10 protein-coding genes are annotated in these 14115 nt (G+C 70.6%); 3 read left to right on the top strand and 7 right to left on the bottom strand.

Going from position 1 to position 14115, the window contains the following annotated elements:
• Positions 1 to 38: 38 nt before the first annotated feature.
• From OG505_RS16335 to OG505_RS16315, 5 genes are all read right to left on the bottom strand, one after another.
• Positions 39 to 1049, bottom strand: a complete 1011-nt coding sequence (locus OG505_RS16335) for a serine hydrolase (protein ID WP_405434268.1) — start codon at positions 1047 to 1049, stop codon at positions 39 to 41.
• A gap of 264 nt (positions 1050 to 1313) precedes the next feature.
• Positions 1314 to 2498: a zinc-dependent alcohol dehydrogenase gene (locus tag OG505_RS16330; RefSeq protein ID WP_405434267.1), complete on the bottom strand. Its 1185-nt coding sequence runs from the start codon at positions 2496 to 2498 to the stop codon at positions 1314 to 1316.
• An 856-nt stretch (positions 2499 to 3354) separates the two neighbouring features.
• Positions 3355 to 4119: a succinate dehydrogenase/fumarate reductase iron-sulfur subunit gene (locus tag OG505_RS16325; RefSeq protein ID WP_405434266.1), complete on the bottom strand. Its 765-nt coding sequence runs from the start codon at positions 4117 to 4119 to the stop codon at positions 3355 to 3357.
• Positions 4116 to 6053 carry a fumarate reductase/succinate dehydrogenase flavoprotein subunit gene (locus tag OG505_RS16320; protein WP_405434264.1) on the bottom strand — a complete coding sequence of 646 codons (1938 nt, stop codon included), beginning with the start codon at positions 6051 to 6053 and terminating at the stop codon, positions 4116 to 4118. The genes OG505_RS16325 and OG505_RS16320 overlap by 4 nt, the downstream gene beginning before the upstream one ends.
• 1 nt (position 6054) lies before the next feature.
• Entirely contained in the window at positions 6055 to 6738 is a 684-nt protein-coding gene (locus OG505_RS16315; protein ID WP_405434263.1) for a succinate dehydrogenase cytochrome b subunit, read from the bottom strand.
• A gap of 83 nt (positions 6739 to 6821) precedes the next feature.
• Here OG505_RS16315 and OG505_RS16310 point away from each other — a divergent pair, with 83 nt between their 5' ends.
• Together OG505_RS16310 and rfbB are read left to right on the top strand one after the other, a co-directional pair.
• Positions 6822 to 7751: a LysR family transcriptional regulator gene (locus tag OG505_RS16310; RefSeq protein WP_405434262.1), complete on the top strand. Its 930-nt coding sequence runs from the start codon at positions 6822 to 6824 to the stop codon at positions 7749 to 7751.
• 201 nt (positions 7752 to 7952) lie between these two features.
• Positions 7953 to 8993 (top strand): dTDP-glucose 4,6-dehydratase, encoded by a 1041-nt coding sequence (gene rfbB, locus OG505_RS16305; protein ID WP_405434261.1) that lies wholly within the window; start codon positions 7953 to 7955, stop codon positions 8991 to 8993.
• Between the two features lie 38 nt (positions 8994 to 9031).
• Here the strand turns inward: rfbB and hrpA are convergent, their stop codons facing one another.
• Entirely contained in the window at positions 9032 to 13102 is a 4071-nt protein-coding gene (gene hrpA / locus OG505_RS16300) for an ATP-dependent RNA helicase HrpA (RefSeq protein WP_405434260.1), read from the bottom strand.
• Between the two features lie 120 nt (positions 13103 to 13222).
• Between hrpA and OG505_RS16295 the strand changes: the two genes are divergently transcribed.
• Positions 13223 to 13591, top strand: a complete 369-nt coding sequence (locus OG505_RS16295) for a cytidine deaminase (protein ID WP_405434259.1) — start codon at positions 13223 to 13225, stop codon at positions 13589 to 13591.
• A gap of 26 nt (positions 13592 to 13617) precedes the next feature.
• Here the strand turns inward: OG505_RS16295 and OG505_RS16290 are convergent, their stop codons facing one another.
• A complete protein-coding gene (locus tag OG505_RS16290) occupies positions 13618 to 13977 on the bottom strand; it encodes a YciI family protein (RefSeq protein WP_405434257.1) in 360 nt (119 codons plus the stop codon).
• Positions 13978 to 14115: the final 138 nt, after the last annotated feature.

Genomic DNA, 14115 nt, shown 5'->3' with positions numbered 1-14115 from the left:
GGGCCGGTCGTCACCCGACGACCGACCCGGCAGCGGAATCAGCCGCCGTTGCTGGGTCGGCGGGCGGTCGTCCGGTACGCCGTGCCGGTGCCGCCGAGACGGTCCACCGCCGCCAGGAACTTCGGACCCATGGCGGCCCGGGCCTGCACCGCCGGGTGGGTCGCGCCGAAGTTGTCCGGGTCGGCCTGCCCGTCGGCGAAGAGCGCGTAGGTCAGCACCGCCGCACCGGACCGGTCGAAGATCACCCCGGCCTCGTGCCGGGCGTCGGCGAACCAGCCCGCCTTGGTGGCGATCCGGGCCCGCTCGTCCGACGACATGGTGCGCCGGATGCCGTCGGTGAAGGCCACCGGGGAGCGCAGCACCCCGAGCAGGTACGCCGTCGAGGCCGGCGACAGCAGCGTGCCGGCGACCAGGGCGCGCAGCAGGTCGTGGGTCTCCCGGGGGGTGCTGGTGCCGAGGAAGAACCGGTTCGGGTTGGCCACCGGCTCGACCTGGGTGTTCGGGAAACCCTTGCCCACCAGGATCGAGTTGATCTCGGCGGCAGGGGCGACCAGCCCGCACAGCCGCACCGCCGTGTCGTCGGAGACGGTCAGCAGGTTGGCCAGCACGTGCCCGAGGGTCACGCTGCTGGGGTACGCGCCGTCCAGGCTGAAGATGCCATCGCCACCCGGCACCACGATCGCGGCGGTCACCTCGACCCGCTGGTCCAGCGCCAGCAGCCCGCGGTCCACCTTGTCCAACACCGCCGTGGCCACCGCGATCTTGTTGACGCTGTACGCCTCGATCCGCCGGTCCGCGTCCGCCGCTACCGCGACGACCGGCGGGCCCGCCGGGGCGGCCACGCTGACGTACGCCTGCCAGTTGCCACCGGCCGCGGTGCTGTGCCGGGTGAAGGCGGCGGCGACGCGGTTGGCAGCCCGGGCAGGGGTGGTCGGTGCCGCCTCGGTGCTCTCAGCGGCGCTGGCCGGGGCGGCCGCGCCGAGCACCGTACCGGCAGTGGCCACTGTGCCCAGCCCGAGTGCCGTCCTGCGGTTCAGTCGGATGGTCAATCGTCTCTCCCATCGTGGGGCGCCGGAGCGCTTGCCGGCCCACCACCCTAGGCGAGTTGATCGACGCACGATGCCCCGAAGAAGTCCCGAACAGTCCCGAACAGGTCAGCCGTGCGGGGCTCGCAACACCGGCTCACTCCTCGCACTCACGGAGCCACCTTCGTTCGTGGCTGCGGGGCTCGCAACACCGGCTCACTCCTCGCACTCACGGAGCCACCTTCGTTCGTGACTGCGGGGCTCGCAACACCGGCTCACTCCTCGCACTCACGGAGCGAGCACGACCTTGATGCAGCCGTCCTCCTTCTTCTGGAACATGTCGTACGCCCGCGGCGCCTCGCTCAGTGGCAGCCGGTGGGTGCGCAGGTCCTCCACGCCCAGGGGGTCGTCGTCGCCGGAGAGCAGCGGCAGGATCTCGTCGGTCCACCGGCGCACATGGCACTGCCCCATGCGCAACTGGATGCCCCGATCGAACATCTCCATCATCGGCATCGGGTCGGCCTCGCCGCCGTAGACGCCGGAGAGCGACACGGTGCCACCGCGACGGACCGCCTTGACGGCGGCGTGCAGGACGCTCAGCCGGTCGACGCCGACCCGGTCGGTCATCGTCTGGGCGAGCTTGTCCGGCAGCAGCCCGACGGCCGCGTGGGCCAGCTTGCCGACCGGCGAGCCGTGTGCCTCCATGCCGACGGCGTCGATGACGGCGTCCGGGCCGCGCCCGTCGACCAGGTCGATCAGCGCGCCCGGCACGTCGGACAACTCGCGGACGTCGAGCACCTCGATGCCGTGCCGACGGGCCAGCTCCAGCCGCTCGGGCACCAGATCCAGCCCGATCACCCGCCCGGCGCCGAGGTGGCGGCCGATCCGGGCGCAGAACTGGCCGACCGGGCCCAACCCGAAGACGGCCAGGGTGCCGCCCGGCGGTGTGTCGGCGTACTTCACCGCCTGCCAGGCCGTGGGAAGGATGTCGGAGAGGTAGAGGTACCGCTCGTCGGCGCCGCTCTGCGGGATGACGATCGGTCCGAAGTGGGCTTGCGGAACGCGCAGGTACTCGGCCTGCCCACCGGGCACCGAACCGTAGAGGGAGGTGTAGCCGAACAGCGCCGCGCCCTTGCCCTGGCTGGTCACCTGGGTCGTCTCGCACTGGGCGTAGAGCTGACGCCGGCACATCCAGCAGCTGCCGCACGAGATGTTGAACGGCACCACCACCCGGTCGCCGGGCTTGAGGCCGGTCACCTCCGACCCGACCTCCTCGACGATGCCCATCGGCTCGTGACCCAGGACGTCACCGGGCTTCAGGTACGGCCCCAGCACCTCGTACAGGTGCAGGTCCGAGCCGCAGATCGCCGTAGACGTGATTTTCACGATGGCATCGGTCGGCTCCTCGATCCGGGGATCCGGCACCTCCTCCACCCGTACGTCCCGCTTGCCCTGCCAGGTCAACGCCTTCATGTCTGGCTGCCCTCCCTCGGTCCTGCCTGACTGCTACCCGGGCAAGGGCGGTTGAACCGGCTGCGGCCGACGGGCGTGTCGCTCGGTTGGCCGAGGGGTGTGCCGGGCCTTCGGCTGGCGTTGCTGGGCTGGTTGGTTGGGGCTGGGGGCGACCGTGCCCGGCTTCGGGCGGTCAGGCTTGATCCCTGCGCCGGGCACGGTCGCCCCCAGCCCGCGCTGGTCACCGTCCGTGCGTTCGCTGCTGGCGCCGATCGTGGTCTGGGCTGGGTCGTCGTGCGTGCGTTCGGGGGTTGGCGTGGCCGTTCGTGGTCTGGGCTGGACGGCCGTCGGTGTGTTCGTCGCTGGGCGCGGTGGTCTCTGGCCCGTGCGGGGTGGCCGTGAAGTGCTCCTGCCCTGATGGGAGGCGGTAGCCCCCTTGATCGACCCGGGTTCCAGGAAGTCGGGGTGTCGTAGGCGCAGGGACAGCCCGACTTCCTGAATGCCGAGTTGATCTGGTCGTGCTGCCCGTTCGACAGTCCCTGGAAGCGGCGAAAGTCGCGGGCATTCACCCTTTTTGTCCACCTTGCCACAAGCAGGCGGCACGTACGCCGAGGATGCGGCGGAATGATCGACTTCGTTTCGCCGATGCGGCGGCATCCGAGCGCCTCGGACACCGCCACATCGGCGATATCGAGTGGATCTTGCGCTCGGCCCAGGCCAGGCGACCAGGCTGGGTCGGGCCGCCGGGCCAGGCCGGGGCAGGGCCAGGGCCGGACCGGGACGGTCGCTGCGTTCGGCGGGTGCCCACCAAACGCCTGACCGCCGTGTCTCGAGGGTCGGGGCACGGCGGTCAGGGTGGCCAGGAGTGGCCAGGGGGTCAGGAGCCGGGGGTGTTGCCGGCGCCCTTCGTGGTGGCCGCGAGGTAGTCGCGGTTGAGCCGGCCGATGGTGTTCAGCGGAATGCCCTTCGGGCAGACCACCGTGCACTCGCCGGCGTTCGTGCAGCCGCCGAAACCGGCCTCGTCGTGCGCGTCGACCATGCCGATCACGCGGGTGTAGCGCTCCGGCTGGCCCTGCGGCAGCAGCGAGAGCTGGGTGAGCTTGGCGGCGGTGAAGAGCATGCCGGAGCCGTTCGGGCAGGCCGCCACGCACGCGCCGCAGCCGATGCAGGCCGCCGACTCGAAGGCGGCGTCCGCGTTGGCCTTGGCGACCGGGGTGGTGTGCGCCTCGGGCGCGCTGCCGGTCGGCGCGGTGATGTAGCCACCGGCGGCGATGATCTTGTCGAAGGCGCCCCGGTTGACCACCAGGTCCTTGATGACCGGGAAGGCGCTGGCCCGCCACGGCTCGATGTCGATCGTCTCGCCGTCGGTGAACTGCCGCATGTGCAGCTGGCAGGCGGTGGTGCCGCGCTGCGGCCCGTGCGCGTCACCGTTGATCATCAGGCCGCACATGCCGCAGATGCCCTCGCGGCAGTCGTGGTCGAACGCCACCGGGTCCTCGCCGTCGAGGATCAGCCGCTCGTTGAGCACGTCGAGCATCTCCAGGAACGACATGTCCGGGGACACGTCGTCGACCGGGTAGGTCACCATCCGACCCTTGTCCTCAGGGCCCTTCTGGCGCCAGATGCGCAGGGTCAGGTTCACTTGTAGCTCCGCTGCGTGGGGTGGACGTATTCGAACTTCAGGTCTTCCTTGTGCAGCACCGAAGGCTCACCGGTGGCGGTGAACTCCCAGGCCGCCACGTACGCGAACCGGTCGTCGTCGCGCTGCGCCTCACCGTCGGGGGTCTGGTGCTCGGCCCGGAAGTGCCCTCCGCAGGACTCCTCGCGGTGCAGGGCGTCGATGCACATCAGCTCGGCCAGCTCGAAGAAGTCGGCCACCCGGCCGGCCTTCTCCAGCGACTGGTTCAGCTCCTCGCCGGTGCCGGACACCTTGACCCGCTGCCAGAACGCCTCGCGCAGGGCGCGGATCTCGTCGATCGCCTTGCGCAGCCCGGCCTCGCTGCGCTCCATGCCGCAGTGCTCCCACATGATCTGGCCCAGCTCCCGGTGGAAGGAGTCCACGGTCCGGTCCCCGTCGACCGCCAGCAGCCGCTGGATCCGGTCCTCGACGTCGGTGCGGGCCTCGACCGCCGCCGGGTGGCTGGCGTCGACTTTCTCCAGCGGACCCGAGGCCAGGTAGTTGGCGATCGTGGTGGGCAGCACGAAGTAGCCGTCGGCGAGGCCCTGCATCAGCGCCGAGGCGCCGAGCCGGTTCGCGCCGTGGTCGGAGAAGTTCGCCTCGCCGATCACGAACAGGCCCGGGATGCTCGACTGAAGGTCGTAGTCGACCCACAGGCCGCCCATCGTGTAGTGCACGGCGGGGTAGATCCGCATCGGCACCTCGTACGGGTCCTCGCCGGTGATCCGCTCGTACATCTCGAAGAGGTTGCCGTACTTGGCCTCGATGGCCTTGCGGCCCAGCCGGCCGATCGCGTCGGCGAAGTCGAGGTAGACGCCGAGCTTGGTCGGCCCGACGCCCCGGCCCTCGTCGCACACGTTCTTCGCGGCGCGGGAGGCGATGTCGCGGGGGACCAGGTTGCCGAAGGAGGGGTAGATCCGCTCCAGGTAGTAGTCCCGCTCGTCCTCCGGAATGTCACGCGGGTTGCGGTCGTCGCCCTTGGTCTTCGGCACCCAGACCCGGCCGTCGTTGCGCAGCGACTCGCTCATCAGCGTCAGCTTCGACTGGTGGTCGCCGGAGACGGGGATGCAGGTCGGGTGGATCTGCGTGTAGCAGGGGTTGGCGAAGTACGCGCCCTTGCGGTGTGCCCGCCAGGTGGCGGTGACGTTGCAGCCCTTGGCGTTGGTGGAGAGGTAGAAGACGTTGCCGTAGCCGCCGGAGGCGAGCACGACCGCGTCGGCCATCTCGGTGCTGATCTCGCCGGTGACCAGGTCCCGGACGACGATGCCGCGGGCCTTGCCGTCGACGACGACCAGCTCCAGCATCTCGTGCCGGGCGTTCATCTCCACGTTGCCCAGGCCGATCTGCCGCTCCAGGGCCTGGTACGCGCCGAGCAGCAGTTGCTGGCCCGTCTGACCCCGGGCGTAGAAGGTGCGTTGCACCTGGGCGCCACCGAAGGATCGGGTGTCCAGCAGGCCGCCGTACTCGCGGGCGAACGGCACGCCCTGGGCGACGCACTGGTCGATGATGTTGACCGAGACCTCGGCCAGCCGGTGCACGTTCGACTCCCGGGAGCGGAAGTCGCCGCCCTTGACGGTGTCGTAGAACAGCCGGTGCACCGAGTCGCCGTCGTTGCGGTAGTTCTTCGCGGCGTTGATGCCGCCCTGCGCGGCGATCGAGTGGGCCCGGCGCGGGCTGTCCTGGTAGCAGTAGGACTTGACGTGGTAGCCCTGCTCGGCCAGCGTCGCCGCGGCCGAACCGCCGGCCAGGCCGGTGCCGACCACGATCACCGTCATCTTGCGGCGGTTGGCCGGGTTGACCAGCTTGGCCTCGAAGCGCCGGGTCTCCCAGCGCTTCTCGATCGGGCCGGCGGGAGCCTTCGTGTCGGCGATCGGGTCGCCCTCGGTGAAGAGTTCCATGTCAGGACACCAATCCGGTGAGAACGGCGAACGGGACCACCAGGTATCCGGCGCAGAGCGCCACGGCGAAGACGAGCGCGGCGTTGCGCGCCCGGCGCTCGCCCCGGGGCGTCTGCTGGCCGAGGCTGCGGAACGCGCTGAACGCGCCGTGGCGCAGGTGGAAGCCGAGCGTGACGATCGCCAGGGTGTAGAAGAGCGTGACGTACCAGCGCTCCGGCGCGAAGTCGGCGACCACGTTGCCGTAGGGCTTGCCCTCGTTCCCGACCGGATTGAGCGTGCCGGTGGTCAGGTCCAGAAGGTGGTAGATCACGAACAGCAGGATGATCACGCCACCCCAGCGCATGGTGCGGGCGGCGTAGCTGCCCCGGACCTTCTTGCGGTGGGCGTACTTGACCGGGCGGGCGGCGCGAGCGCGCAACGCCAGCACGGTGGCGGCCCAGATGTGGGCGACGACGGCCACCACGAGGACGGTGCGCAGGATCCACAGGAACCAGACACCGGGCAGCAGCGGCTTGCCGATGTCGCGCAGCCAGTGCGCGTAGTGGTCGAACGAGGTCTCCCCCGTGAACACCTTCAGGTTCCCGAGCATGTGCGCGATCAGGAACAGCACCAGCAGGATGCCCGTCACCGCCATGACGGCCTTGAGGCCGACGTTCGAGCGGATGGGCGACCGAGTTTTCGTCATTACCACGAGACCGACGCTAGGAGCACTTCGATCAGTCGTCCAATGCATCAAACTCGTAGTGTTAATAGCCCTAGGCTATGTAGATGCAGCTCCATCAGCTCCGGTACTTCGTTGCGGTGGCCGAAGTACGACATTTCACCCAAGCCGCCGACATCGTCGGCATAACCCAGCCCTCGCTGAGTAAGCAAATTCACGCCTTGGAGACCGACCTCGGCGCACCGCTGTTCGAGCGGGTAAGGGGCAACATCGCCCTCACCGCGGCCGGCGAGGTGCTCCTGCCGCTGGCCACCCGGATCCTCGCCGACGTGGAGACCGCGACCCGGGAGGTGCAGGAGTTGGTCGGGCTCCGGCGGGGTCGCGTCCGGCTCGGCGCGACCCCTAGTCTCGCGACCTCGCTCGCCCCGCCGGTGCTGCGCCGGTTCCGCGACGCGCACCCGACGGTCGACCTCCAGGTCGAGGAGGGCGGGTCGCAGGATCTCGTCCGCAACCTGTTGCGCGGCGACCTCGACCTGGCTCTGATCATCATGCCGGCCCAGGGCGTGGACCCGGGCCTGCGGGTCGACCCGATCCTGCGCGAGAGCCTGGTGGTGGCCTCGGTGGGGGAGGTGCCGACGGCGTCGGCCACCGGGGAGCTGCGCATCACCGACCTGCGCGGCCAGCCGATGGTGATGTTCCGGGAGGGCTACGACCTGCGCGACGCCACCATCCAGGCGTGCCGGGAGGCGGGCTTCGAGCCGACCTTCGCGGTGGACGGCGGCGAGATGGACGCGGTGCTCAGCTTCGTCGAGGCCGGCCTCGGTGTCGCGCTGGTGCCCGGCATCGTGTTGGCGCGTCGGCCCGGGGTGCGCGGTACGCCGCTGGCGTCCCCCGGCGTGCGGCGGACCATCGCGGTGGCCCGACGGCGGGACGTGGTGCCGACGCACGCGGGGCGGGAGCTGCGGCGCATCCTGCTCGACTACGTCCAGTCCGCCATTGACCAGGGGGAGCTACCGCCCGGCGTCGAGCCTCGTTGAGCAGATGTCGGGACGGCGGCGCCTGCCGAGCGTTCCGGGAAGATCATCCCTTTCGCCGTGATTGGTTAAATCGACCTTAACCTTGCAATATATGGCTCGATGTCCGACCAGGTCACCTAAGGTGGAACCTTGCACGGCGCAAAACGCTCATTCATCTCTTAACGGCTCACCGGCGGCTATTTCGCCGGCAGGAGGCTAGACATGAGGATTCTGGTTACCGGCGGCGCTGGCTTCATCGGGTCGCATTTCGCGCGCAGCCTGCTCAGCGGACGCTACGTCGGTTTCGAGCACTGCGACGTCACGGTGATCGACAAGCTGACCTACGCCAGTGATCGGGCCAACCTGCCGGCCGCGCACCCCCGCCTGACCTTCGTCCGCGGGGACATCTGTGACCGGCAGCTGCTCGCCGACCTGGTGCCGGGGCACGACGCCGTCGTGCACTTCGCCGCCGAGTCGCATGTCGACCGGTCCATCGACGACCCGGCGCCGTTCTTCGAGACCAACGTGATGGGCTCGCACTACCTTCTGGCCGCCTGCGCGCGCGCCCGCGTAGGCCGGGTCGTGCACGTCTCCACCGACGAGGTGTACGGCTCGATCAACGAGGGCTCCTGGAACGAGACCTGCGTGCTGGAGCCCAACTCCCCGTACGCGGCGTCCAAGGCGGCCAGCGACCACGTGGTCCGCTCCTACTGGCGCACGTACGACGTGGACGTCTCCATCACGCGTTGCGCCAACAACTACGGGCCGTACCAGCACGTCGAGAAGGTCATTCCGCGCTTCGTCACCAGCCTGCTCACCGGCCAGGACATCACCCTGCACGGCGACGGCAGCGCCGTCCGCGAGTGGTTGCACGTCGACGACCACTGCCGGGCCATCGCGCTGGTGCTGGCCAAGGGCCGCGCCGGCGAGGTCTACAACATCGGTGGCGACATCGAATTGACCAACCGGGCGCTCGCCGAGCGGATCCTCGGGTTGGCCGGCGCCGACTGGGACCGGGTCCGGCACGTGCCGGACCGCAAGGTGCAGGACCAGCGCTACTCGCTGGACTACCGCAAGATCTCCGAGGAGTTGGGCTTCGAGCCGCAGATCCGGTTCTCCGACGGGCTCAGCGAGGTCTTTCACTGGTACCGGGAGAACCGGGCCTGGTGGGTACCGAACGCCACCGAGACCCGCAGCCCGGCGTTGACGACGTCGGTCCGCGGCCTGCCGGCAGCCCGGGCGCTCTCCGTGCCGGTGCGCTGACGCCCCGAAAGGCAGCAACCGGGCGCCGCGAGGCCGCGTCAGCGGCCCTCGGCGTCGTCCATCGCCCGGTAGATTCGCTGTTCAGAGACGGGGTACGGGGTGCCCAGCGCCTGGGCGAACACGTTCACCCGCAACTCCTCGATCATCCAGCGGATCTGCCGGACGGCCGTCTCCTGCCGGCGGGCCGGCGGCAGGGCGGCGAGCAGATCGTCGTACTCCTTCTGCACCACCGCGATCCGGTCCTGCTGCTGCCGGTCCCGCTGGGGGTTGCCGCCCAGGCGGTCCAGCCGGCGCTCGATGGCGGTCAGGTAGCGCAGCAGGTCGGGCAGGCGGGCGTACCCGGTCTCGGTGATGAAACCGGCGTGCACCAGAGCGGCGAGCTGCTTGCGGATGTCGGCGAGCGCCGCCACCACGGCGAGGTTGCGGGTGGCGCCGAGCCGCTGCTCGACGGTGTACGCGGCGGCGAGGACCCGGCGCACCCGGTCCATCACCTCGACGACGGTGTCGACCAGGTCGGCCCGGACCTTCTCGCGCAGCGCGGCGAAGCCCTCGGCGTCCCACGCCGGCCCACCGGCATCGCCGATCAGCCGGTCGATGGCCGCGCCCGCCGCGTCCTCGATCAGTTGCTGCACACCGCCGTGCGGGTTGCGGCTCAGCGCCAGCTTCGCCTCGTTGCTCAGCCGACCCTGAAGGAACCGGGCCGGGGACGGCACGGTGAGCCGCAGCAGCCGACGGGTGCCCGCCCAGTGCGCCGCCTCCGCCTCGGCGGGGGAGTCGAACACCTTCACCCCGACCGTGGCGCCCTCGTCGACCAGCGCCGGGTACGCGGTCACCGCGTAGCCGGCGCGCACCTGCTCGATGGTCCGGGGCAGGGTGCCGACGCTCCACTCGCGCAGCCCGGTACGGGCCACCTCCGGCGCGGCGGCCGCCACCACCTGGCGTACCTCCTGGCGGAGCTGGCGTTGCAGGGCCGGCAGGTCCTTGCCCTCGGCGACCGGCTTCTCATCGGCGTCGAGCACCCGGAAGGTGACCCGCAGGTGTGCCGGGAGCTTGCCCGGCTCCCAGGCGTCGCGGGGCACTGTCACCCCGGTCATCCGCCGCAGCTGGCGGGTGAGCGCGTCCAGCAACGGCTCCTCGCCGGGCCTGATCGCGGCGAGCGCGGCCCGCGCGTAGTCCGGCACCGGCACGAAGTTGCGGCGGATCGCCTTGGGCAGCGTCCGGAGCAGCGCGATGGCCGTCTCCTCGCGCAGCCCCGGCACCTGCCAGTCGAAGCTCTCCGCCGGCACCTGGTTGAGCAGCGGCAGCGGAATGTCCACAGTGACGCCGTCGGTCGGCGTGCCCGGCTCGAACCGGTAGGTCAGCGGCAGACTCACCCCGTCGGCCTGCCACTCGTCGGGGTAGTCGCTCTCGTCCACCCCGGCCCGGCCGTCGTTGACCAGCACGTCGCGGGTGAAGGTGAGCAGGTCGGGCTGGTCCCGGCGGATCTTCTTCCACCAGGTGTCGAAGTGCCGGCCGGAGACCACGTCGGCGGGGATCCGCTGGTCGTAGAAGCCGAAGATGGTCTCGTCGTCGACCAGGATGTCCCGGCGTCGGGCCCGGCTCTCCAGCTCCTCGATCTCGGCGAGCAGCCGCTTGTTGTCCGCCCAGAACCGGTGGTGGGTCTGCCAGTCGCCCTCGACCAGGGCGTGCCGGATGAACAGCTCCCGGCTCAGCGCCGGGTCGATCCGCCCGAAGTTGACCTTGCGAGAGGTGACCAGGGGAACGCCGTACAGGGTGACCTTCTCGTAGGCCATCACCGCGGCCTGCTTCTTCTCCCAGTGCGGCTCGCTGTAGCTGCGCTTGACCAGGTGCTGCGCGAGCGGCTCGACCCACTCCGGCTCGACCCGGCCGGCGATGCGGCCCCAGAGCCGGGAGGTCTCCACCAGCTCGGCGGCCATCACCCAGCGCGGCGGCTTCTTGAACAACGCCGACCCGGGAAAGAGCGCGAACTTCGCCCCCCGCGCCCCCAGGTACTCGTGTTTCTGCGTGTCCTTCAGGCCGATGTGCGACAGCAGGCCCGGCAGCAGCGACTGGTGCACCTTCGGGGTGTCGATCTCGTCCGGCAGGTCCGCGCCGCCGCGGCGGCCCGCACCCCGGCCGGCGTACGCGTCGTCCGAGGTGTCGCGCGCCGGCCGCCCACCCCGCCGGTCGCCTTCCCCAGGGGTACGCAGCACCTGGCGCAACTGGCTGACGATGTCCTGCCACTCGCGGATCCGCAGGTAGTTCAGGTACTCCGCCTTGCACATCCGGCGGAACGCGCCCGACGACAGCTCCCGCTGCTGCTCGCGCAGGTAGCGCCACAGATTGAGGTACGCGACGAAGTCCGACTCGGAGTCGGCGAACCGGGCGTGCGCCTGGTCGGCCTGGGCCTGCTTCTCCGCCGGCCGCTCGCGCGGGTCCTGGATGGAGAGCGCGGCGGCGATCACCAGCACCTCGGTGGGGCAACCGTTGCGCTCGCCCTCGACCACCATCCGGGCCAGCCGTGGGTCGACCGGCAGTTGGGCCAGCCGCCGGCCCAGCGCGGTGAGCCGCTTCGCCGGGTCGGCCTCGGTCGGGTCCAGCGCGCCCAGCTCGTGCAGCAGGTTGATGCCGTCGGTGATGTTGCGCTTGTCCGGCGGGTCGATGAACGGGAACGCGGCCAGGTCGCCGAGCCCGATCGCGGTCATCTGGAGGATGACCGACGCCAGGTTGGTGCGCAGGATCTCCGGGTCGGTGAACTCGGGCCGGGACAGGAAGTCCTGCTCGTCGTAGAGGCGGATGCAGATGCCGTCCGACGTACGCCCGCAGCGGCCCTTGCGCTGGTTGGCCGACGCCTGCGAGACCGGCTCGATCGGCAGCCGCTGCACCTTGAGGCGGCTGGAGTAGCGGGAGATCCGGGCGGTGCCCGGGTCCACCACGTACTTGATGCCGGGCACGGTCAGCGACGTCTCTGCGACGTTGGTGGCGAGCACCACCCGGCGCGAGGTGTGCGCGGCGAAGACCCGGTGCTGCTCGGCGCTGGACAGCCGCGCGTACAGCGGCAGGATCTCGGTGCCGAGCAGCGAGCGCTTGGACTGCGCCAGCTTGCCCAGCGCGTCGGCGGTGTCGCGGATCTCCCGCTCGCCGCTGAGGAAGACGAGGATGTCACCGGGGCCCTCGGCGGCCAACTCCTCGACGGCGTCACCGATCGCCTGGATCTGGTCGCGGACGTTCTCCTCGTCGCCGTCGCCGTCCTGGTCGCCCTCGGCCACCTCGACCAGCGGCCGGTAGCGCACCTCCACCGGGTAGGTCCGCCCGGAGACCTCCACCACCGGCGCCGGCACACCCTGCGGTTCGTCGGCCGTGGGCGGGCCGGCGAAGTGCCGGGCGAAGCGGTCCGTCTCGATGGTCGCCGAAGTGATGATCACCTTGAGGTCGGGTCGGCGGGGCAGCAGCTCCCGCAGGTACCCGAGGATGAAGTCGATGTTGAGGCTGCGCTCGTGCGCCTCGTCGATGATCAGGGTGTCGTACTGGCGCAGCATCCGGTCGGTCTGCAACTCGGCCAGCAGGATGCCGTCGGTCATCAGCTTCACCAGGCTGCGGTCGCTGACCTGGTCGGTGAAGCGCACCTTGTAGCCGACCACGTCGCCCAGCTCGGTGCCCAGCTCGTCGGCGATGCGGTCGGCCACCGTCCGGGCGGCCAGCCGCCGAGGCTGGGTGTGCCCGATCAGGCCGTGCACGCCGCGCCCCAACTCCAGACAGATCTTGGGGAGCTGGGTCGTCTTGCCGGAGCCGGTCTCGCCGGCCACGATCACCACCTGGTGATCACGGATGGCGGCCGCGATGTCGTCCTTGCGGTCGCTGACCGGCAACCCGGCCGGGTACGTGATCACCGGCACCGCCGCCCGTCGGGCCGCCAGCCGTTGCTCGGCTCGGGTCAGCTCGGCGGTGATCTCGGTCAGCGCCGCCTCCCGACGCTGCGGGTCGCGCAGCTTGCGGGCACCGTCGAGGCGCCGCTGGAGCCGGCGTTGGTCGCGGAACATCAGGGGAGTGAGGCGGCGGTGCAGCTCGCGGACGGGATCGGTCGCGGCGGAGGCGGCTGGATTCTGCATGTCGTGCCCAAGGATAGGCAGCGCGGCGGCGGACCGCCCCTGGGTTACCGCTCGACGGGTGCGGCGGTGCGGGGACGGCCGTCTAGAGTTGCGGCCGACATCGAGCGCTGGGGGGCCGGGATGGAGCTGCGGGACACCGACCGGGCGTTGGTGCAGGCCGCCACGGCGGTCGCCAAACTGCGGTGCCGCGGCCAGCGCCATACCGGCGCGTCGGCCGCCCGGACCGCCGACGGGCGGGTGTTCTCCGGCGTGAACATCCAGCACGACAGCGGGGACACCTGCGCGGAACTGGTCGTGATCGGCACCGCCGCCACGCAGGGCGTGACCGAGCTGGAGACGATCGTCACGGTCACCGACCGGGGCCGCGCGATCGTCGCGCCGTGCGACCGGTGTGGGCAGGTGCTCGGCGCCTACTTTCCGTCGCTGCGAGTCATCGTCGGCGAGGTGGACGACCTGCGGGTGGTCCCCATCGAGGGCCTGCGCGGCTGACCGTCGAGGGCCCCGCTGCGCCGGCCTCAGTCGCCGGAGGCCGCCTCCAGCATCGACCGGGGCATCGGTACGCTCTCGAACCGCACGTTGCCCTCCGGCACCATCCAACTCGTCACCCGTGCGACGAGCAGGCCGGCGCGGACGGCCGGATCGTCGGCGTAGAGCGCGCGTACCTCCTCCGGCGATACCGAGAACACGACGAAGCCCCGTAACTGGCCGTCGTCGGCGTCCAGGAACGGTCCGGCCGCCAGCACCAGCCCCTGCTCCACGAACCCCGCCTGGTGGGCGAGGTGGGCGCTTTGCACCCGGTCGATCGCCTCCAGTGGCAGGGTCGGCGGATCCGACGGCCGGCTCAGGAGGACGACCGTGTGCTGGTCGAATCGCATGGTCACACCCTATGGCGCGATCGAGGCGGGATGTCCCTCATTCGGGTGGCATCGGTATTTTGTCGCACTTGTTCCCGTCCGCGAAACTCATTCTCTTATCGAGGAATCGGACGCGAATGGGGGGTGTGGTCTGGTCAC

The sequence above is a fragment of the Micromonospora sp. NBC_00617 genome (genome assembly GCF_045161355.1).
Taxonomy (GTDB): Bacteria; Actinomycetota; Actinomycetes; order Mycobacteriales; family Micromonosporaceae; genus Micromonospora.
Note: the sequence above shows the minus strand (reverse complement) of the source record. Positions and strands in the feature narration are given on the sequence as shown.